This is a genomic window from Achromobacter aloeverae (assembly GCF_004121055.1).
GTDB classification, from domain to species: Bacteria; Pseudomonadota; Gammaproteobacteria; order Burkholderiales; family Burkholderiaceae_B; genus Bordetella_C; species Bordetella_C aloeverae.
Genome location: NZ_PYAL01000001.1, coordinates 364573 through 385863, shown reverse-complemented (window position 1 = coordinate 385863; position 21291 = coordinate 364573). Strand labels below are relative to the sequence as shown.

Sequence of the window (21291 nt, the reverse complement as noted above, 5' to 3'; positions counted from 1 at the left end):
GGCCCGGACCGTCCGCCGGCGGCGAGATAACGACAAAAGTCGCGTGCCGCCCGCAGGGCGGACATGCCAGATCGCAGCACGACATCGAGGAGACGAAACATGAGCAAGATCGCTTTTATCGGGTTGGGCAATATGGGTGGCCCGATGGCCCTGAACCTGGTCAAGGGCGGCCATGACCTGACGGTCCATGACCTGGTGCCGGCCAGCATCCAGGCGGCGACCGCGGCGGGCGCGCGCGCCGCGGCGTCGGCGCGCGAGGCCGTGGCGGGCGCGGAAGTGGTGATTTCCATGCTGCCGGCCAGCCAGCACGTGGAAAAGCTGTACCTCGGCGACGGCTTGCTGCAAGCCATCGATGCCGCCGCGCTGGTCATCGAATGCAGCACCATCGCCCCGGACAGCGCCCGCAAGGTGGCCGCGGCGGCGCAGGCGCGCGGCATCGCCATGATCGACGCGCCGGTGTCGGGCGGCACCGGCGGCGCCGTGGCCGGTACGTTGACCTTCATCGTCGGCGGCGATGCGGCCGCGCTCGAGCGGGGCCGGCCCATCCTGGAAAAAATGGGCAAGAATATTTTCCACGCCGGCGCGGCGGGCGCCGGCCAGGTGGCCAAGATCTGCAACAACATGCTGTTGGGGATACTCATGGCCGGCACATCGGAAGCATTGGCGCTGGGCGTGGCCAATGGCCTGGATCCGGCGGTGCTGTCCGATATCATCGCCAAGAGCTCGGGCCGCAACTGGGCCACCGAACTCTACAACCCCTGGCCGGGCGTGATGCCGCAGGCGCCGGCATCCAAGGAATATGCCGGCGGCTTCGGCACCGACCTGATGCTCAAGGACCTGGGCCTGGCCGCGGAGGCGGCGCTGTCGACCCGCTCGGCCACGCCGCTGGGCGAGCTGGCGCGCAACCTGTACGCCCTGCATAGCGGGGCCGGCCACGGCAAGCTGGATTTTTCCAGCATCGTGAAGCTTTACCAGGCGAAGCGGTAGGTGAGGCGGGGGAGCAAGCGGCGTCAGCCGCGCGGCGTGGGGGCTCCCTTTTACCGCCGGGCCGCCCCAAGGTAAAAGCGCCCCCTTTGGGGGCAGCAAGCGGCGTCAGCCGCGCGGCGTGGAGGCTCCCTTTTACCGCCGGGCCGCCCCAAGGTAAAAGCGCCCCCTGGGGGGGCAGCAAGCGGCGTCAGCCGCGCGGCGTGGGGGCTCCCTTTTACCGCCGGGCCGCCCCAAGGTAAAAGCGCCCCCTTGGGGGGCAGCACGCGGCGTCAGCCGCGCGGCGTGGGGGCTCCCTTTTACCGCCGGGCCGCCCCAAGGTAAAAGCGCCCCCTTGGGGGGCAGCAAGCGGCGTCAGCCGCGCCGCGTGGGGGCTCCCTTTTACCGCCGGGCCGCCCCAAGGTAAAAGCGCCCCCTTGGGGGGCAGCAAGCGGCGTCAGCCGCGCCGCGTGGGGGCTCCCATTCGGGATTTGACGTCAGTTCGCGTGTGAACGGGGTAGTATCGGCGCGTGTCGAATTCCCGTCCAATCTCCCTGCCGACTTCCCATGCCATCCAAGGAACACCATCGTATTTTCCGCAGCAACTGGCTGCGCGCGGCCGTCCTCGGCGCCAATGACGGCATCGTCTCCACCGCCAGCCTGATCGCCGGCGTGACGGCGGCGGCCGGTGACTCGCATGCCATCCTGACGGCCGGCCTGGCCGGCCTGATCGCCGGGTCATTGTCCATGGCGGCCGGCGAATATGTCTCCGTCAAGTCGCAGTCCGACGTCGAGCATGCCGATCTACGGATGGAACAGCGTTCGCTCAAGGGCAATTCCGCGGTGGAGCTGGAGGAGTTGACGGAGATCTACGTCGAACGCGGCCTGACGCGCGACCTGGCCGACCAGGTGGCCCGGGCCCTGACGGCGCACGACGCCCTGGACGCGCATGCGCGCGACGAGCTGGGGATTTCCGTGAGCAGCCGCGCCCGGCCCGTGCAGGCCGCGGTCGCGTCGGCCTGCAGTTTTGCCGCCGGCGCCTTGTTGCCCTTGCTGTTGGCGCTGGTCTTGCCGGCCCCCTGGCTACTGCGCGGCGTGACCGCTGGATCGGTGGCCGGCCTGGCCTTGCTGGGCGTGGTCGCCGCCTGGGCCGGCGGCGCGCCCAAGGGCATCGCCGCCGTGCGTGTGACGGTGCTGGGTTCGCTGGCCATGGCGCTTACGGCGGGCGCGGGCGCGCTGTTCGGCGTAGTAAGTTAGGGCCAGGGCCGGGGCAGATACCGCGACCGGCCCGGCTCCACCGCAGGCGCCGGCGCGCGCGGCCGTGTCGGGTGGCATGGCTGCTCGCCTGCCACGTCCAGGCGCAGCGGCCTATCATGCGAGGCATGGGCCCGATCGCAGCAAGACGCGACGGCCTGCCGCGTCCCGCCTCCACCCCCAGTCACGTCAAGGCATAGGGCAGGGGCCGCACCTCGATGGCCGCGCCGTCCACCGACCCCAGCCGCAGGCCGCCGCTTTCCAGCGACGACAGCGCGGTCTCGAAAAGGATGGCGGCATCCGGCGCGCCGGCCGCATCGACGACACGGCCGCAAGGTTCGTTCGGTTGCGCGGGATCATAGACGTCCGTACCGGGCGCCACGTCGGCCGCCGCGACGCCGGCGATGACGCCATGGGCCATGCGGCGCTTCACCGTGCCCCGGTAGTGGCTGCGGGCGACGACCTCCTGGCCGGGATAGCAGCCCTTGGTGAAGCTGACGCCGCCGACCAGGTCCAGGTTGACGGTCTGGGGAATGAACATATCCTGGGTCTGGGCCCCTACCCAGGGCACGCCGGCCGCCAGGTCGCCGGCGCGCCAGTGGGCCGGGTCGCCGAGCGTCAGGCTATTGAGCAGCGCGCCGTCGGACGACGCCAGGCCATCGAGCTGCGCGTCGCTGGCGATCCACCACCAACGGGCCCCGTCCGTTTCAGCGGCGCGCGGCGCGGCGATCCACGTGCCGCTGGGCAGGCTGGCTCGCTGCCATGCCGTGCGCGGCAAGTCGCCACCGGCGGCGCGGCCCAGGGCCTCGATATCCTTGGCGCCCCAGACCGCGGCGACGCGCAGCGGCGTGATGGCCAACTTGGCCTTGGCGCGCAGCACGAACATGGTCAGTCGCTTGACCAGCGACGGCGCGACGTCCGCGCGCACCAGCGCATGGAAGACGGCGGGCGGCGGGACGGCCGCGGCGCCCGGCCGCGCATCGGCCGCGGCGCCGGAGGGCGCGGCTGGCGCTACAACGGGCGCTACAACAGGCCCGTCCGTGCCTTCCGGCTCCCGCCACATCACCATGGTGGCCAGCAGGCGTCCCTTGGCGGTGCAGTAGCCGGCCAGGGACGCGCGCGCGCTGTCCAGTCCGGTGAGGTCCTGGGTCAACTGGCCGTGCAGGAAGGTAATCGCGTCCGCACCACTGGCGCTGACGACCTGCAGGTCGGGCAGGGGGGCGCACTGCGCGAGGCCTTGCGCGGAATCGGGAATGGCTTCGAAAAAGGCGTGCATGGTTCGGCGGCCGCGATCAGGCGGACATTAATAGTCTGAAACAAAATGGTTGGAAAAAAACATGGGCGCCAGCGCCGGCTCGGCGGCCCGCCCCGGGTTTTTTCCACTGCCGGGGCCGCCCAAGGGAATGGCGGCCCCGAGGGGCTGGCGTATGGGCATTTCTCCCGTGGGGCGCCGTGGCGCGGAAACATGTAATCAAGCGCACATGATACGCGCCCCGCGCGGACCGGCAGCGGCGCGCAATCCATTAAACTCTCGAGTCTGATGAAGAAGCGACCGATTTATTATTTCCTGTTCTTCCTGCTGCTCGTGGTGGTGGCGCTGGCCGCGGCTTGCGCGGGCGCCTGGTTGTGGATGAACCAGCCTCTGCGGATGGCCTCCGACCGGGTGGACTTCGTGGTCGACCCCGGCGCCAGCCCGCGCAATGTCGCGCACGCCGCCAATACGGCCGGGGTCACGCTGTGGGAGGACGGCTTTGTCTGGATGGCGCGGCTGAGCGGACGCGACAAGCTGATCAAGGCAGGCGGCTACGAAGCGGTGCGTGGGGATACGCCCTGGCTGCTGCTGCAACGCCTGGCGCGCGGCGATGTCAACCAGCGCCAGGTCACGTTCGTCGAAGGCTGGAACTACCGGCAGATCCGCCAGGCCTTGCGCGACAATCCGGACATCAAGCAGACCCTGGACGGCGTCGACGATGCCGAGATCCTGCGCCGCCTGGGCTCCAGCGCCGCCAGCATGGAAGGCCTGGTCTTCCCCGACACCTACCTGTTCGCCCGGGGCAGCACGGATTTCGATATCCTGCGCCGGGGATACCAGGAAGGGCAGCGCATCCTGTCCCAGACCTGGGACAGGCGCGCGCCCAACGCGCCGGTGAGCACGCCCTACGAGGCCCTGATCCTGGCGTCCATCATCGAGAAGGAAACCGGGCACGGTCCGGACCGCGCCCGCGTGGCGGGTGTGTTCGCCAACCGCCTCAAGGAAAACATGCCCTTGCAGACCGACCCTACCGTCATCTACGGGATGGGCGAGAACTACGAGGGCAAGCTGCGCAAACGCGACCTGCAAGCCGATACGCCGTGGAACACCTATACGCGCACCGGCCTGCCGCCCACGCCCATCGCCAGTCCCGGCCGCGCCGCCTTGCTGGCGGCCGTGCAGCCGGAGCAGCACAAGTTTCTTTATTTCGTTTCGCGCGGCAACGGCACCAGTGAGTTTTCCACCACGTTGACGGACCACAATCGCAACGTGTCGCGCTACATCCTGGGACGGGATCGACAGCAATGACCATACGGGGACGATTCCTTACGTTCGAAGGCGTGGACGGCGCCGGCAAGAGCACCCATGTGCAATGGGTGGCGGATGAGTTGCAGCGCGCCGGCTTGACGGTGCGCGTGACGCGCGAGCCGGGCGGCACCGCGCTGGGCGAGAAGCTGCGCGACCTGGTGCTGCACGAGGCCATGGGACTGGACGCGGAGACCCTGCTCATGTTCGCCGGCCGCTGCGAGCACCTGCGCCAGGTCATCGAGCCTGCCCTGGCGCGCGGGGAGTGGGTGGTGTGCGACCGTTACACCGACGCCACCTATGCCTACCAGGGGGGCGGCCGGGCGCTGGGCGCTGAACGGGTGGCCGTATTGGAGTCCTGGATGCGCCCGGCCCTGCAGCCGGACCGCACCTGGCTGTTCGACGTGCCGCTGGAGGTGGCCCGTGCGCGCCTGGCGGACGCCCGCGAACCGGACCGCTTCGAGCGCGAAGGGGCGGAATTCTTCCAGCGCACGCGCGATGCGTACCATGCTCGCGCGCGCCAGTATCCGGACCGCATCCGGATCATCGACAGCAGCCGCCCGAAGGACGTCGTGCGCGAACAACTGCGTGGCGAAGTGCGTGCGCTGCTGGGCGGGGCCGCATGAGCTCGATCCGCCTTACCGGCGCACGCCGCGGCGCGCGGCACGGAGGTAAACCATCATGACCGCGACCCGACAGGCCGCCACGGCGGCCGGCGCGGCCCCAGCCGAGGCCAAGTCCGCGAACATCGCGCGCTTCCTGCCATGGCAGGAGGAGATCGCGCGGAACTGGCTGCGGCAGCGCGAACGCTTCGCCCACGCCTGGCTGGTCCACGGCCTGGCCGGTATCGGCAAATTGCAGTTCGCGGCCGCCGCGGCGGCCAGCCTGCTGTGCGAAGCGCCACAAGACGGCCTGGCCTGCGGCGCCTGCCACGCCTGCACCTGGGTGGCGGCCGGCAATCATCCGGACCTGCGCCGGGTGCGGCCGGAGGCGGTGGCCCTGGAAGAAGGCGCCGAAGCCGCCGCCGAAGCGGGCGAGGACGCCGGCGAACCGGCGGCTGGCGGGGGCGCGGCCAAGCGCGCGCCGTCCAAGGAAATCCGTATCGACCAGTTGCGCGCGCTGGAGTCCTGGTTCAACACCGCCACGCACCGTGGCGGCTGGCGGGTGGCGCTGATCTATCCGGCGCAAGCCATGAACGTGGTATCCGCCAACGCCTTGCTCAAGGTGCTGGAAGAGCCGCCGCCGCATACCATCTTCCTGCTCGTGGCCGATGCGCCCGACCGCCTGCTGCCTACGCTGCTGTCGCGCTGCCGCCGCCTGCCGCTGCCGACGCCCGCGCCTTCAGCGGCCCGTGCCTGGTTGCAGGCGCAAGGCATCGACGATGCCGGCGACTGGCTGGCCGCGGCCGGCGGCGCGCCGCTGGGCGCCTTGCGCCTGGCGCAGTCGGGCGAGGCCGCCTGTCCCGCGTGGCTGGAGCAATTGCTGCTCCCCTTGGCCAATGGCAAGGGCAGCGATGTGGGCGTGCTGGCCGATCAATTGGAAAAATTGCCCGCCGCGCAGTGGATAGATGCCTTGCAAAGGCTGTATGTCGACCTCATGTTGGCCGGAGCCGGCGCGGCGCCCCGCTATTTTCCCGGCCTGGCCGAGCCGGTGGCGCGCACGGCCGCCCGCGCGGCGCCGGCCAGGCTGGCCGAGACCGCGCGTTGGCTGACGCGCCAGCGCGGCCTGGCCGGGCATCCGCTGAACGCCAAGCTGTTCGCCCATGCTGCGTTGCAGCGCGTGGTGCTATCCTGCCAGGCTTGACCGGCCGGTCCAGTCCGCCCAGCCAGGGCGTCTTGTGGCCCGGCGCTTGCAGCGGGGCGCCCCGCCGGCGCGCTTTGCGCGCCGCGCGATAGATACGGCGCGGCCGGACCGCGCTCCATTCACGTTTTATCCTCGAACATGTACGTCGATTCGCACTGTCACCTGAACTTCCCCGAACTGGCGGCCGATCTGCCCGCCATTCTCGATCGCATGGCGGCCAACCAGGTGACGCATGCCCTGGTCGTCAGCGTCAACCTGCCGGAGTGGCGGGGGCTGATGGACATGGTCGCGCCGCATCGAAACCTGTGGGCGTCGGTGGGCGTGCATCCCGACTACGAGGACACGCACGAGCCCACCGCCGACGAGCTGGCCGAGCTGTCCCAGGACCCCAAGGTCGTGGCGATCGGCGAGACCGGGCTGGATTACTACCGCTTGAGCGAACCGCTGGACTGGCAGCGCAACCGCTTCCGCACCCATATTCGCGCCGCGCGCGAGACCGGCCTGCCGCTGATCATCCACACGCGCAGCTCCGCCGAGGACACGCTCAAGCTGATGCGCGAGGAGAGCGCGGCCGAGGCCGGTGGCGTGATGCACTGCTTCACCGAGACCTGGGACGTGGCGCAGGCCGCCATCGACCTCGATTTCTATATTTCGCTGTCCGGCATCGTCACGTTCAAGAACGCCACGCAGCTGCATGAAGTGGCGGCCAAGGTGCCGCTGGATCGCCTCTTGATCGAAACCGATTCGCCCTACCTGGCGCCCGTGCCGTATCGTGGCAAGCTCAACGATCCGTCCAAGGTGATACATGTGGCGGAGAAGATCGCTGACCTGAAGGGGATACCCGTTGCCGAGGTCGCGCGCGCATCGACGGAAAATTTCTTCAAATTATTCAATAAGATAGTCAAATAAGCTAAAGTAAATTATTTAAAGTAAAGTATTTAAAGTAAATTATTTGAAGCCGATTGCTGAGTGATATGGGCGGCGCCCGTACCGCCGGAGGACACCGCGCATGAACCGCTACCGTACTTCCTACCGCGTGGACCGCGCGCTTGCCGGCCTGGGCCTGACCCTGGCTTGCGCCTTCTCCGCCGCGCCCCCGGCCCAGGCGGCCCGCCCCGCGGACGCCTGGATCTATGTCGCCAACGACAATGTCGGCGAGATGAAGGCGCTGCTGGCGTCCGGGTGGAACCCGAACCAGAAGAACCGTGGGCAGCCCGCGCTCATGCAGGCCGTGCGCGATGGCGCCTGGGACGTGTTCGACCTGCTGGCGGCGGACCGCCGCACCGATGTGAACGCCACCAACGGTAGCGACGAAACCCCGCTCATGTACCTGGCGCTCAAGGGCGAGATCCGGCGTGCGGAGGCGCTGATCGCGCGCGGCGCCCAGGTCAACCGCCTGGGCTGGACGCCGCTGCACTATGCGGCTTCCACGGGGCAGCTGGAAACCGCCAAGCTCTTGCTGTCCAAACAGGCCATCGTCAATGCGCCGGGACCCGACGGCACCACGCCCTTGATGATGGCCGGCCGGTCCGGCAGCCGGGAAATGGCGCAGTTGCTGCTCGATGCCGGGGCGGATCCGACCAATCGCAGCCTGGCCGGCCTGGACGCCGCCGCCTGGGCCCGTTCGGCGAAGCAGGAAGCGCTGGCCCAGTGGCTTGAGCAGGTGGCGAAGAACCATCAACCGTCGCGTGCGTCGTCATCGCCGCCGGCGGGCGATGGCGCGCAACCCGCCGGCGTCGCCGCGACGCCGCCCGATGCCGCGCCGCGCGCGCAGTCCGAGCAGTCCGCGCAGCAAGCGCCCGGCAAGGACGGCCCCTCGTTGGGCGGTGTCTCCGGCGTCAGGCTGAACTCCTACGACGATCCTCCCAAGCCCTGAAGCCGGGTGACCGGACGTCCCGAAGGCGCCGGCACGGCGCCGACGGGAAGGGAGGCGGTAGATCCGGGTAGCCGGCGCGGGCCCGGATTGTCGGCTTCGACGCTGGCGTCAATCGGCGAAGACGTGATACGCCCGCAGCCGATGACCATCCGGGTCCTGCGCCGTGAAGGTATAGCCGAAGTCCACCTTTTGCGGCGTTTGCAGGATCTTCAGGCCCAGCTTAGTCCAGCGCGCGTAGGTGGCGTCGACCGCCGCGTCGTCCGGCAGGGTGAAGCCGATTTCGCTGCCGCCCACCGGCGTGGCGGCGGGAATGACGGCCTGGCGCGTCCACAGGCCCAGTTTCAGGCCGCCGTCCAGCAGGAACAGCGCGAAGGTTGGCATGGCCTCGATGGCCGGCTTGTCCAGCAGCTGCGCATAGAAGCGCGCGCTTTGCGCGGCATCTTCGACGTAGAGAATGATGTGGTTGGGGTGGGTCATGGTGGCTACCTTGAAGGACTGGATCCGGGCCGGCCCGCCCATCGGGCCGATCGTGTCCAGGGAGCCGCCATGGTAGGGGCAGGCACTGTCAATTTTTGGCAGTAGTGTTTGTCGGGCTGTCGGACTGTCGGACCTTAGTCGGCCCCTTGTCGACACCCTCGTCGAGACCTTTGTCCGCCCCGGCTCGCCCGCTGGTTCGTTTCTTATCCGCCGCCGCCTTTCCCGCCCCGGAACGAGCCAGCCCCGAGCCCCGGCCACTTCAGGGCGTGGCCGGGATGCCCGTTTCTTCCCGCCACTGCTTGAGCAACGCGAGCCGCCGCGCCGGATAGCGTTCCTCGCCGGGCGTCAGCGCCGTGATCCGGTCGACCCGGAAATGGCGCAGCGCCTGGCGCCGTTCGCACCAGGCGGCCAGCATGCGTACGCGCTCGAAGTAGCCCAGGGCGAATGGCCAGATGACGCGATCGCTATCGCGCCCCTGTTGGTCGCGGTAGCGGATGCTCACCTTGCGCTCCTTGCGGATGGCCTGGCGCAACAGGGGCAGGTAATCCTGTCCGTCCGCCAGCGTAGCGGCGGGGCCGACCAGCAGCGTGCTGTCATGCAGCGACTGGCGCAGATCGGCGGGCAGCACCGCCGAGACCTTGGCCAGCGCGTTTTGCGCATCGCGCGCCAGCTCCGTATCCGTACGCTTCATGACCCAGCGGGCGCCCAGCATCAAGGCCTCCAGCTCGCCCGCGGAAAACATCAGCGGCGGCAGCAGGAAGCCCGGCTGCAACACATATCCCAGCCCCGGCTCGCCTTCGATGCGGGCGCCTTGCGCCTGCAGGCTGGCGATGTCCCGATACAGGGTGCGCAGGCTGATGCCCAGCTCGGCGGCCAGCGCCTGGCCGCTGACCGGGCGGCGGTGGCGGCGCAGGCTCTGCATCAATTCAAGCAATCGTTCGGCGCGGGACATGGTCGGCAAGCGGACGGAAGGGGGGATGGAAGGTAGATAGGGGAAGGCCGATACGGCAAAGGCGATACGCCCAGTATGCTGCCAGATCCGCGCAGGCGGGTGTATCGCCGTGCCGTTGATCACCCGTTATAAAAAATAGTTCGTTGATAATTTATCGACAAATTATTAGCATCCTCTGCCTGTTGCCATGCCCTGATACGCCTCGCTCCCTAGTTGCTCCGCGGTGGCGTGCGGGCGCCGTCATCCGTCAAGGGGAACCATATGAAGTGGCAGTTCTGGGTCGATCGTGGAGGCACGTTCACCGACATCGTGGGCCGTCGTCCCGACGGCAGCACCACCACCATCAAGATGCTCTCGGAAAATCCGGAGCAGTATCGCGACGCCGCCGTGGCGGGCATACGCGCCTTGCTGGGCCTGGCCCCGGGGCAGCCGGTCCCGGCCGAGCAGGTCGAGTGCGTCAAGATGGGGACCACCGTCGCCACCAATGCGCTGCTGGAACGCAAGGGCGAGCGCACCTTGCTGGTTACCACGCGGGGGTTTCGGGACGGTCTGCGCATCGCTTACCAGAACCGTCCGCGCCTGTTCGAGCGCAATGTCGTCCTGCCTGAAATGCTGTACGAATCCGTGATCGAGGCCGACGAGCGCGTCGGCGCGGACGGCGCGATGGTCGCGCCGCTCGATGAAGCGGCGCTGGCCGAGGAACTGCGCGCCTGCGCCGGGCGCGGGCTGCGCGCGGTGGCCATCGTCTTCATGCATGCCTGGCGCAATCCCGCGCACGAGCGCCGCGCCGCCGAGCTGGCGCGCGAGGCCGGCTTTGCCCAGGTCTCGGTGTCCCACGAAGTCAGCCCCTTGATCAAGTTCGTGTCGCGCGGCGACACGACCGTGGTCGACGCCTATCTCTCGCCCATCCTCAAGCGCTATGTGGAGCAGGTGGCCAGCGAATTGCCCGGCATCCGGCTGATGTTCATGCAGTCCAGCGGCGGCCTGACCGACGCCTATCGTTTCCGTGGCAAGGACGCCATCCTGTCCGGCCCCGCCGGCGGTATCGTCGGCATGGTGCGCACCAGCGAGCAGGCGGGCTACGGCAAGGTCATCGGGTTCGACATGGGCGGCACGTCCACCGACGTGTCGCACTACGCCGGCGAGTTCGAGCGCGAATTCGAAACCCAGGTGGCGGGCGTCCGCATGCGCGCCCCCATGATGAGTATCCACACCGTCGCCGCCGGCGGCGGTTCCATCCTGTCCTTCGACGGCGCACGCCTGCGCGTCGGTCCGGACTCGGCGGGCGCCAATCCGGGGCCGGCTTGCTACCGGCGCGGCGGTCCCCTGGCGGTGACCGACTGCAATGTGCTGCTGGGCAAGATCCAGCCCGACTTCTTCCCCAAGGTATTCGGCCCCGATGCGCGCCAGCCGCTGGACCGGGACGCCGTCGTCGAGGGTTTCGCCCGCATGGCGGCGCGGATCGCGGAAGAGACGGGCCGCGCGATGTCGCCGGAGGCCCTGGCGGAAGGCTTCCTGGAAATCGCGGTGGGCAATATGGCCGAGGCCATCAAGCGCATCTCGGTGCAGCGGGGCCACGACGTGACGGAGTACGCGCTGACCGTCTTCGGCGGCGCGGGCGGCCAGCACGCCTGCCTGGTGGCCGACGCCCTGGGCATGACGACGGTGTACGCCCATCCCCTGGGCGGCGTGCTGTCCGCCTATGGCATGGGCCTGGCCGACCAGGCCGAGATGCGGCAGAAGACCGTGGAGCAGGTGCTCGACGCCGGCTTGATGCCGCGCCTGGCGGCCGAGCTGGACGAGCTGGCGGCGGCCGCTACGGCCGAGTTGCGGCGCCAGCACGTGGCTGACGCCGATATCACGGTGCAGCGGCGCCTGCACCTCAAGTACCGCGGCACCGACACCGCGCTGGAAGTGCCGTTCGCGTCGCTGGCTGGGGTGCGCGCGGATTTCGAGGCAGCCTACCGCCAGCGCTATTCCTTCCTGATGCCCGGCCGCGACCTGGTGGTGGAGACCATCTCCGTGGCCGCCACCGGCGGCGGCGCGGCCGCCATCGAGACGCCGGTTGCGCCCCACGCCGATGCCGTGCCGCGCGTGCGCCAGGTCGTGCGCATGTACAGCGCCGGGGCCTGGCACGACACGCCGCTGTATGTCCGTGCGGACATGGGGCCGGGACATGTCATCGCGGGTCCGGCCATCATTTCCGAGCAGAACCAGACCACTGTCGTCGAAGCCGGTTGGCAGGCCGAAGTCACGCCGCTGGACCACCTGGTGCTCAAGCGCGTGGCGCAGCGGCCGCAACGGCGCGCGATCGGCACGCAGGCCGATCCGGTGATGCTGGAAGTATTCAACAACCTGTTCATGTCCATCGCCGAGCAGATGGGCTACCGGCTGCAGAACACGGCGTATTCGGTGAACATCAAGGAGCGGCTGGATTTTTCCTGCGCCATCTTCGATGCGCAAGGCAACCTGGTCGCCAATGCGCCGCATATGCCGGTGCACCTGGGGTCCATGGGCGAATCGATCAAGACGGTGATGAACGCCAACGCCGGCCGCATGCAGCCCGGCGACGCCTATGTGGTCAACGATCCCTATCATGGCGGCACGCACTTGCCCGACGTCACGGTCATCACGCCGGTGTTCGACCGCGCCGGCGACGAGCTGCTATTTTTCGTCGGCTCGCGCGGCCATCATGCCGACATCGGCGGCACCACGCCGGGCTCCATGCCGCCCGATTCGCGCACGGTGGAAGACGAGGGCGTGCTGTTCACCAATTTCCAGCTGGTGCGCAACGGCGAGTTCCGCGAAGCGGAGGCGCGGCGGATCCTGTCGTCCGGCAAATGGCCCGCCCGCAACCCGGACCAGAATATCGCGGACATGCACGCGCAGATCGCCGCCAACGAAAAAGGCGTGCGCGAGCTGCTCGCCATGTGCGATCACTTCGGCCTGGACGTCGTGCGCGCCTACATGGGGCACGTGCAGGACAACGCGGAAGAGGCCGTGCGCCGGGTGATCTCGGTGCTGAAGGATGGACGCTATACGTATCCGCTGGATAACGGCGCGGTCATACGCGTGGCGGTGACGGTGGATCGGTCCGCCCGCAGCGCGGTCGTGGACTTCACGGGCACGTCGGCGCAACTGGAGAACAACTTCAACGCACCCGCGGCGATCTCGATGGCGGCCGTGCTGTATGTCTTCCGCACGTTGGTCGACGACGCCATTCCGTTGAACTCCGGCTGCCTCAAGCCCATACGCATCATCGTGCCGGAAGGCTCGATGCTGCGGCCGCGGTCGCCCGCTTCGGTGGTGGCCGGCAACGTGGAAACCTCGATGTGCATCGTCAATGCGCTGTTCGGCGCGCTGGGCGTGCTGGCGGCCAGCCAGGGGACGATGAACAACCTGACCTTCGGCAATGCGCGCTACCAGTACTACGAGACCATCGCCGGGGGCACGGGCGCGGGGCCGTCGCGCATCGATGCGCCGGAGGACACGGCGCACGGTTTCCATGGGCAGTCCGTGGTGCAGGCGCACATGACCAATTCGCGGCTGACCGATCCCGAGGTGCTGGAACTTCGGTTCCCGGTGCGGCTGGAGTCCTACGGAATCCGCCATGGGTCCGGCGGGGCGGGACGGTGGCGCGGCGGCGACGGCGGCGTGCGCAAGCTGCGCTTCCTGGAGGAAATGACGGCGGCGATACTCTCGAACAACCGCTTGCACGCGCCTTTCGGCCTGCAAGGCGGCGCGCCCGCCCAGATGGGCCGCAACTACGTCGAGCGCGCCGACGGCGCCATCCAGCCGCTCGCGGCCCAGGATAGCGTGGTTCTCAAGCCGGGCGATGTGTTCGTGGTGGAAACGCCTGGAGGAGGAGGTTACGGGGCGGCTTAGCGCGTTTTACGGGGGGTTGACGGCCGGATCCTACTTAGTTGAGGAAATTTCCGCTTCCGTGGATCCGTATGGGCAAAAAGGTCACTCAGCCGGGCACCTGAGTTAAGATCAATCGGCTGTGGCCCTTCCGCGGCGCTCCTATCGGCGCCGTTCTCCGGGCTGCGCCCCGTCCCCCCAACAAGGAGGTTTACCCCATGCTAAAACGAAAAATCGCCGCTGCCCTGGCCGTGCTGTCCTTCACATGGCTGGCCGCGGCCACGCCGGCCAGCGCGCAGTCTGGCAAGCAACTCGTGGTCGCGACCGATACCGCCTTCGTGCCGTTCGAGTTCAAGCAGGGCAATACCTATACGGGTTTCGACATAGAGTTATGGGCGGCCATCGCCAAGGAACTGCACCTGGACTACAAGCTGCAGCCCATGGACTTCAACGGCATCATCCCCGGCCTGCAGACCCGCAACCTCGACGTGGCGCTGGCGGGCATCACCATCCGTGACGACCGCAAGCAGGTCATCGATTTTTCCGATCCCTACTACGAGAGCGGCCTGACCATCCTGGTCGGCGAGAAGAACAACGACATCAAGACGGCGCAAGACCTGAGCGGCAAGAGCGTCGCGGTCAAGACGGGCACGTCGACCGTGGACTTCCTCAAGGCCCAGGTGCCCGGCGCCAAGCTCAAGCTGTTTCCCAACATCGACAACGCCTACCTGGAACTGGCGACGGGCCGCGTCGATGCCGCGGTGCACGACACGCCCAATGTGCTGTATTACGCCAACACCGCCGGCAAGGGCCGGGTCAAGGTGGCGGGCAACGTGAAAAGCGGGGAGTTCTATGGCATTGCCTTCCCCAAGGGCAGCGAGCTGGTGCCGCAGGTCAACAAGGCCTTGGCGACGCTCAAGTCCAATGGCCAGTACGACGCCATCTACACGAAGTGGTTCGGCAAGAAGCCCTGAGTTTCCTGCCTTGCCCGACGCGCCACCGCCGCCATGCCGGTGCCTGACGTTCCTTGCTGGACCGCGGTGGTTTCATTTCAGCTCCGGCGTTCGCCGTCGACGCTTCGTCCACGATCCTGCGTGGGCGGAGCGACTCGGCCTGGGCGCTTTCCATGGGGATGCCTGTGAATTTCGATAGCTCCGTCATCTGGGCGGCCTTGCCCAATCTGCTTGACGGGACGCTGATGACCGTCAAGATCACCTTCTGGGGCCTGCTTGGCGGCTTCATCCTGGGAGGGCTCGCGGGGGTTGCGCGCGCCTACGGCGGCATGGTGCTGGCCGCCATCGCCCAGGTCTATGTGGCGGTAATACGCGGCACGCCTATCGTCGTGCAAGTGATGTTCATCTATTTCGCCTTGCCCCTGCTGATCGACGGCTTGCGCGTGGACGCCGAATGGGCGGCCATCTGCACGCTGATGATCAACTCGGGCGCCTATATCGCGGAAATCGTCCGCGGCGCGCTATTGTCGGTCAGCAAGGGCCTGCGCGAAGCAGGCCAGGCGATGGGCCTGCCTTTCCACAAGATCCTGACGCACATCATCGGGCCGGTGGCCGTGCGTCGCATGATTCCGCCGCTGGGCAACCAGTGCATCATCAGCCTCAAGGATTCGTCCTTGTTCATCGTGATCGGCGTGGCCGAGCTGACGCGGCAGGGGCAGGAGATCATGGCCAGCAATTTCCGCGCGGTTGAAATCTGGTCCGCCGTGGCCGTCATTTACCTGATCCTCACGGGCCTGATCGCGCTGGCCCTGCGGATCGCCGAGAAGAGGATGCGCATACTATGAGCATGGTCGAGTTCCAGAATGTCTCCAAGAAGTTCGGTGAATCGACCGTGCTGCGCGATATCAACCTGAATATCGATACCGGCGAGGTCGTGGTGGTCGTGGGGCCGTCGGGTTCCGGAAAGTCGACGTTCCTGCGCTGTATCAACGTGCTGGAGACCATCGAAGGTGGCGAGCTGCTGGTCGATGGCTTGAGCGTGAAGGGCACGCCGGCGGAGGTCCGCGAAATCCGCCGCGAGGCGGGCATGGTGTTCCAGCAGTTCAATCTGTTTCCCCAGCTGACCGCGCTGGAGAACGTCATGTTCGGGCCCATCCATACGCGCGGGATGTCGCGCGACGAGGCGCGCGCCGAAGCGGAGGCCCTGCTGGCCAAGGTCGGGCTGTCGGAGCGCATGGGGCACTATCCTTCCGAACTGTCCGGCGGGCAACAGCAGCGGGTGGCCATCGCGCGCGCGCTGGCCATCAAGCCCAAGCTGATGCTGTTCGACGAGCCGACCTCGGCGCTGGATCCGGAGCTGCGGCACGAGGTGCTCAAGGTCATGCGCGATCTCGCGGAAGAGGGCATGACCATGGTGGTCGTGACGCACGAGATGGAATTCGCGCGCAAGGTCGGCAGCCGCCTGATTTTCATTGACGGCGGTCGGGTGGCGCATGATGGGCCGCCGCAGGAGTTGTTGTCCAATCCGCCCAGCCAGCGTTTGCGGGACTTCCTGCAGCATGTCAGCTGAGTCCCGGGGCCTGGGGCCTGAGTCCTGGGCCATGGGGCCCGGGCTCTGAACTTTGAACTTTGAACTTTAAGCTTTGGGCTGCGTCCGGCCGGGCGCATCGCCCTGGTCCAGGCGCGTCGCTTCGCCCTTGGTGCATCGCCTCAGTCCTGGGTCGTCGCTCCAGCATGACCTGCCTTTAGCGACAGCGACCATACCGGGATCGCGGTAAGGCAGGCCATCACCACCACGCCCAATGCCATCCGCATGCCGGTTTCGACCGGCTCGACCGCGCCCAGGATGGCGCCGAAGATGGCAACGCCCAGCGCCGCGCCGGCCTGCCGGCCGGTGTTGAGCACGGCGGCCGCCATGCCGGCCTTTGCCTGCGCGACGGTTTCCAGCGCGGGGGCGGTGGCCAGCGGCGTGATCACGCCGGCGGCCAGGCCGATGACCAGCAGGGAGCATAAGGTCAGTACGGTAGACCCGGCGGCGCACGTGGCGGATGCAATGGCGGACGCGGCGGACGCCATGGCGGACACGGCAGGCCCCGGGGCGGACGTGGCAGGTGGGACGGCTGCCGCCGACAGGGCCAGGCCGAACCCTGTCGCGCCGGCGGCGTAGCCGGCCAGCGCGGCAATCGTGGGCCATTTGCGGCCATAGCGTGCGGTCAGCGCACTCGCGCTCATATTGCCGATGCCCACCATCGCGGTCATGGGCAGCAGCGCCAGCCCGGCCTGTAGCGGCGTGTAGCCGCGCGCCTGCTGGTAATAAAGGCTGATCACGAACAACAGGCCATAGAACGCAAAGGCGGACACCAGCGAAAGGTGGACCGACGCCGAGAACAGCCGATTGCGGAACAAGCTCGGCGGCAGCATGGGCGCGGCATGCCGAGCCTCGACGCGAAACAGGGTCGCCCAGGCGGCAGCCGCCGCGGCCGCGCCGATGAGGATGGAGGGCGACATCCAGCCAAGGACCCGGCCTTCGATCAGGATGCCTATGGTCGTGCCCAGCGCCAGCACGCCGCAGGCAAGACCCACCAGGTCCAAGGGCGTGGGAGGGATAGCGGCGGTTGCCGGCGCCAGCTTCGGCGCGGGATCCTGAACGCAGCCCGGCGCGTGGTCCGACGCACCGTCCGACGCACGGCCCGGCTCAAGAGTCGGCGCGGTGGGGACCGAACCGGCAGGGACGGAGGCGGCTGGCGCCGAGGCCGGCGCGATGCGATGCGCCATGGCGATACCCGCCAGGCAGATCGGCACATTGACCAGGAACAGCGCGCGCCAATCCAGCCATTGCATCAGCAGGCCGCCGATCAGCGGGCCGGCGGCCATGGCCACGCCGCCCAGGCCGGCCCATATCCCGATGGCCCGAGCGCGTTGTCCCGGGGCGGGGCAGGCCTGGTGGATGAGCTTGAGCGAGCAGGGCACCAATAGCGCCGCGCCGATGCCCTGCAGGGCGCGTGCGCCGACCAGCCAGGCAAGCGTGCCGGCCACGGCGCATCCCGACGATGCCAGCATGAACGTGACGAGTCCGGCGAGATAGACCCGGCGCGCGCCCCAGCGGTCGCCCAGCGCGCCGCCGGTAAGCAACAGGCTCGCGAACATCAGCGTGTAGGCGTTGACCACCCATTGCAGGCTGTCGATGCCCACGCCGAATGCGCTGGCGAGCTTGTTCAGCGCCACGTTCACGATGGACGTGTCCAGGATGACGATGACATAGCTGACGCTGGTGGCCATCAGGGCATGGCGGGCACGGCGAATGTCGGACTTCTCCGCGGCGCACGATGCGGGCGGGGAGGCGGACGATGCCCGCGAGCGGGGCAGGGGCAGGGGGGGATCGGAAGCAGCAGGGCCTCGCATGGCGTTTCCTTGAAGAGCCGTCGGGAACAAGTCTAGGAAACGCGGCGCCACCGATGATTCGACAGCCGTCGAATCATGCGGCGAGAACGCGGTGCTATCGTGGGCTCGTCATAGGAGATCGCTGGAGGAACCCGGAATGGATACCGAACCGGACATTGCCCGCGTCGCACATTTGATCGCGGACCCGGCGCGCGCCGCCATGCTCATGCTGCTGACGGACGGCCGCGCGCGTCCTGCCGGCGAACTGGCGTATGCCGCCGCAGTGACGCCGCAGACGGCCAGTTCGCATCTGGGCAAGCTGCTGGGCGGCCGCCTGCTGGCCGTCGAGACCGAAGGCCGGCACCGCTACTACCGATTGGCCGGCCCGCACGTGGCCGTTGCGCTGGAGCACCTGGCAGCCATCATTCCCGTCACGACGGTGCGGCGCAAGCCGCTTGGACGCGATGCGCAAGCCCTGCAATTCGCCCGTTGTTGCTACGACCACCTGGCCGGCAGCGTGGGCGTGGCCGTCACGCAGGCGCTGCTGGCGCGAGGCTGCCTGGTGGCCGCGCAGGGCAAGCGGCTGGACGTCACGCCCGCGGGCGCCGCCTGGTTCGCCGACATGGGATTGGACGTCACGGCCATCGCGCCCACGCCGCGTGGCCTGGCGCGCGCCTGCCTGGACTGGACCGAGCGGCAACATCATCTGGCCGGTCCCCTGGGCGTACGTTTTACCGCCTTGCTGTGCGAAAAAGGATGGTTGCGCCGACACCGGGATTCGCGCGCCGTGCAGGTGACGCCGCTGGGTTGGACGGGGCTGCGCGATGCCCTGGGCATCGCGCCCGGCCTGGGCCTGGACGGCGCGGGAACCGCTGCCGGCCCTGGCCGCCAGCCCGCCTAGCCCTTCACTCGGACTATCTTCTGCACCTGCGGCACGTGGCGAATGGCGCGGATGACCTGCGCCAGGTGCTTGCGGCTGTCCACCTGCACCGTCAGGTGCAAGGACACCGTCGATACCGCATCGTCGTGCATGGTGACATGCACGATATTGGCGTCCGTGGCCGTGATCTCCGCGGCCAGGCGTCCCAGCACGCCACGCTCGTTGCGCGTGACGATATCCAGGCGCGTCGACAGGTGCTTGGCGGTCTGGGCGTCCCAGGCCACATTGATCCAGCGCTCCGGTTCGCGCGTGCGCTGCCGCGCGGCCACGGGACAGTCGGCGGTATGTACCACCAGCCCATGGCCCAGCCGCATGCCGGCGATGATGGCGTCGCCGGGCAGGGGACCGCAGCAGGGCGCCAGCTGCACGGCCTGGCCTTCGTTGCCCTGGATGAGGATGGGCGCGGCACGGGCCGCGGTGATTTCGTCGACGACGCCCGCCGTGGTGGCCACCAGGTCGTGCTCGGGCGCGAAGCGGCGCGCCACCACGGCGGCCAGGCGCTTGCCCAGGCCGATGTCGGCCAGGATTTCGTCGCGCGACGCGGCGCCGGTGCTGCGGGCCAGCTTTTCCCAACTGGGATCGTCCGGCGAGGGCAATTGCAGATGCAGTTCCTGCAAGGCCTGGGTCAGCAGGCGTTCGCCGAACACCACCGACTCGGCGTACTTGACCGTGCGCAGGTAGTGGCGGATCTCCGACCGCGCGCGGCCGGTGCGCACGTAGTTCAGCCACTGCGCGTTCGGCCGGGACGCCGGCGACGTCACGATCTCCACCGTATCGCCGCTGGCCAGTTCGGTGCGCAGCGGCACGAACTCGTTATTGACCTTGGCGGCCACGGCCTGGTTGCCGATGTCGGTGTGGATGGCGTAGGCGAAGTCCACCGGCGTGGCCCCGCGCGGCAGGGAAATGATCTTGCCGTGCGGCGTGAAGACATAGACCGCATCGGGGAACAGGTCCACCTTGACGTGTTCGAGGAACTCGCCCGAGTCGCTGTTCTGGCTCTGGATGTCCAGCAGGGACTGCAACCATTGGTGCGTGCGCTTCTGCAAATCGTTGAGCGACACGTCGGCGCCCTTGTACAGCCAGTGCGAGGCCACGCCGTCCTCGGCCACATGATGCATGTCGCGCGTGCGGAACTGGAACTCGACCGGCGTACCGTAGGGGCCGACCAGCGTGGTGTGCAGGGACTGGTAGCCGTTCACCTTGGGAATGGCGATGTAGTCCTTGAACTTGCCGGGTACCGGCCGGTAGAGCTGGTGCAGCGTGCCAAGGGCCAGATAGCATTCCGGCAGCGTATGCACGATGACGCGAAAGCCGTAGATGTCCAGCACCTCGGAGAAGGTCTTCTTCTGGTCGACCATCTTGCGATAGATGCCGTACAGCGTTTTCTCGCGGCCGGTCACTTCGGCTTCGATGCCCGCGGCCGGCAGCGCCGCGCGTACCGAGTCGGCGATCTTGCCTATCACTTCGCGCCGGTTGCCGCGTGCGGCCAGCACGGCCTTGTACAGCACCTGGTAGCGGTTGGGATACATGGCCGCGAAGCACAGGTCCTGCAACTCGCGGAAGAGCAGGTTCAGGCCCAGGCGGTGGGCGATGGGCGCGTAGATATCCAGCGTTTCGCGCGCGATGCGGCGGCGCTTGTCGGGCGTCACTGCGTCCAGCGTGCGCATGTTATGTACGCGATCGGCCAGCTTGATGAGGATGACGCGTACATCGCGCGCCATCGCCAGCAGCATTTTGCGGAAGCTTTCGGCCTGCTGCTCGGCCTTGGTGGCGAAATCCAGCCGGTCCAGCTTGGACAAGCCGTCGACCAGTTCGGCGACTTCAGGGTTGAAGCGTTCCGCCAACTCGGTCTTGGTGACGCCCTGGTCCTCGATGACATCGTGCAGCAGCGCTGCCGACAGCGCGTTGGCGTCGAGCTTCCAGCCGGCACAGATTTCCGTGACGGCGATGGGATGGGAGATGTACGGCGCGCCGCTGGCGCGGAATTGCCCGAGGTGGGCCTGGTCGGCGAAGCGGTAGGCCTCGCGCACGCGCTCGACGTCCTTCTTGTCCAGGTAGCCGCTGATGATTTCGGTCAGCGGCGCCAGGGACGCTACGGGCGATGCCGGCGCATCGGCTGCCTCCTGGGCAGCCGCCTCGGCGGGCGAGGGCGGGATCTTGCTGTTCTTCTTGCCAGGCCTGCGTCCCAGGCGGGAACCCGCGCGTAGCGCGGCGAGCAGGCCGGTAGAAGCGTACTTCAGTCCGGGAAATGCCATGCGAGCCACTCCCGGTTCG

The 21291-nt window shown here is 68.1% G+C and carries 17 protein-coding genes; 12 read left to right on the top strand and 5 right to left on the bottom strand.

What is annotated here, in order from left to right:
* The first annotated feature begins 99 nt into the window (after window positions 1-99).
* Both mmsB and C7R54_RS01690 read left to right on the top strand, forming a co-directional pair.
* Window positions 100-987, top strand: coding sequence for a 3-hydroxyisobutyrate dehydrogenase (gene mmsB, locus C7R54_RS01695; protein ID WP_129148461.1), 888 nt, complete (start codon window positions 100-102; stop codon window positions 985-987).
* Between the two features lie 543 nt (window positions 988-1530).
* A complete protein-coding gene (locus C7R54_RS01690; protein ID WP_129148460.1) occupies window positions 1531-2220 on the top strand; it encodes a VIT1/CCC1 transporter family protein in 690 nt (229 codons plus the stop codon).
* Window positions 2221-2401: 181 nt separating this feature from the next.
* Here the strand turns inward: C7R54_RS01690 and ygfZ are convergent, their stop codons facing one another.
* Window positions 2402-3493 carry a CAF17-like 4Fe-4S cluster assembly/insertion protein YgfZ gene (gene ygfZ, locus C7R54_RS01685; RefSeq protein WP_129148459.1) on the bottom strand — a complete coding sequence of 364 codons (1092 nt, stop codon included), beginning with the start codon at window positions 3491-3493 and terminating at the stop codon, window positions 2402-2404.
* Between the two features lie 264 nt (window positions 3494-3757).
* Here ygfZ and mltG point away from each other — a divergent pair, with 264 nt between their 5' ends.
* The 5 genes from mltG to C7R54_RS01660 all read left to right on the top strand — a co-directional run bounded on the left by mltG (window position 3758) and on the right by C7R54_RS01660 (window position 8453).
* Window positions 3758-4777 carry an endolytic transglycosylase MltG gene (gene mltG, locus C7R54_RS01680; RefSeq protein ID WP_129148458.1) on the top strand — a complete coding sequence of 340 codons (1020 nt, stop codon included), beginning with the start codon at window positions 3758-3760 and terminating at the stop codon, window positions 4775-4777.
* Complete coding sequence (tmk, locus tag C7R54_RS01675) at window positions 4774-5400, top strand: dTMP kinase (protein WP_129148457.1); 627 nt, start codon at window positions 4774-4776, stop codon at window positions 5398-5400. Before mltG ends, tmk begins: the two co-directional genes overlap by 4 nt.
* A 55-nt stretch (window positions 5401-5455) precedes the next feature.
* Window positions 5456-6577: a DNA polymerase III subunit delta' gene (gene holB / locus C7R54_RS01670; RefSeq protein WP_129148456.1), complete on the top strand. Its 1122-nt coding sequence runs from the start codon at window positions 5456-5458 to the stop codon at window positions 6575-6577.
* A 138-nt stretch (window positions 6578-6715) separates the two neighbouring features.
* Entirely contained in the window at window positions 6716-7486 is a 771-nt protein-coding gene (locus tag C7R54_RS01665; RefSeq protein ID WP_129148455.1) for a TatD family hydrolase, read from the top strand.
* Window positions 7487-7586: 100 nt separating this feature from the next.
* Complete coding sequence (locus tag C7R54_RS01660) at window positions 7587-8453, top strand: ankyrin repeat domain-containing protein (RefSeq protein ID WP_129148454.1); 867 nt, start codon at window positions 7587-7589, stop codon at window positions 8451-8453.
* 108 nt (window positions 8454-8561) lie between these two features.
* On the opposite strand, the gene C7R54_RS01655 is transcribed toward C7R54_RS01660, so the two are convergent.
* Both C7R54_RS01655 and C7R54_RS01650 read right to left on the bottom strand, forming a co-directional pair.
* Window positions 8562-8930: a VOC family protein gene (locus C7R54_RS01655; protein WP_129148453.1), complete on the bottom strand. Its 369-nt coding sequence runs from the start codon at window positions 8928-8930 to the stop codon at window positions 8562-8564.
* A gap of 259 nt (window positions 8931-9189) precedes the next feature.
* Complete coding sequence (locus tag C7R54_RS01650; RefSeq protein WP_129148452.1) at window positions 9190-9882, bottom strand: helix-turn-helix transcriptional regulator; 693 nt, start codon at window positions 9880-9882, stop codon at window positions 9190-9192.
* A gap of 261 nt (window positions 9883-10143) precedes the next feature.
* On the opposite strand from C7R54_RS01650, the gene C7R54_RS01645 reads away from it, so the two are divergent.
* The 4 genes from C7R54_RS01645 to glnQ all read left to right on the top strand — a co-directional run bounded on the left by C7R54_RS01645 (window position 10144) and on the right by glnQ (window position 16266).
* Window positions 10144-13767 (top strand): hydantoinase B/oxoprolinase family protein, encoded by a 3624-nt coding sequence (locus C7R54_RS01645; RefSeq protein WP_129148451.1) that lies wholly within the window; start codon window positions 10144-10146, stop codon window positions 13765-13767.
* A gap of 194 nt (window positions 13768-13961) precedes the next feature.
* Window positions 13962-14717, top strand: coding sequence for a glutamine ABC transporter substrate-binding protein GlnH (glnH, locus tag C7R54_RS01640; RefSeq protein WP_129148450.1), 756 nt, complete (start codon window positions 13962-13964; stop codon window positions 14715-14717).
* Window positions 14718-14881: 164 nt separating this feature from the next.
* Entirely contained in the window at window positions 14882-15541 is a 660-nt protein-coding gene (glnP, locus tag C7R54_RS01635; protein ID WP_129148449.1) for a glutamine ABC transporter permease GlnP, read from the top strand.
* Complete coding sequence (gene glnQ, locus C7R54_RS01630; protein ID WP_129148448.1) at window positions 15538-16266, top strand: glutamine ABC transporter ATP-binding protein GlnQ; 729 nt, start codon at window positions 15538-15540, stop codon at window positions 16264-16266. The genes glnP and glnQ overlap by 4 nt, the downstream gene beginning before the upstream one ends.
* A 140-nt stretch (window positions 16267-16406) precedes the next feature.
* Here glnQ and C7R54_RS01625 read toward each other — a convergent pair whose 3' ends face one another.
* Window positions 16407-18098, bottom strand: coding sequence for an MFS transporter (locus C7R54_RS01625; protein ID WP_129148447.1), 1692 nt, complete (start codon window positions 18096-18098; stop codon window positions 16407-16409).
* A gap of 136 nt (window positions 18099-18234) precedes the next feature.
* On the opposite strand from C7R54_RS01625, the gene C7R54_RS01620 reads away from it, so the two are divergent.
* On the top strand, window positions 18235-18978 hold the full coding sequence (locus C7R54_RS01620; RefSeq protein ID WP_129148446.1) for an ArsR/SmtB family transcription factor: 744 nt from the start codon (window positions 18235-18237) through the stop codon (window positions 18976-18978).
* Here C7R54_RS01620 and C7R54_RS01615 read toward each other — a convergent pair.
* Window positions 18975-21272 (bottom strand): RelA/SpoT family protein, encoded by a 2298-nt coding sequence (locus C7R54_RS01615; protein WP_129148445.1) that lies wholly within the window; start codon window positions 21270-21272, stop codon window positions 18975-18977. The two genes, C7R54_RS01620 and C7R54_RS01615, sit on opposite strands and share 4 nt — an antisense overlap.
* Between the last annotated feature and the right edge of the window lie 19 nt (window positions 21273-21291).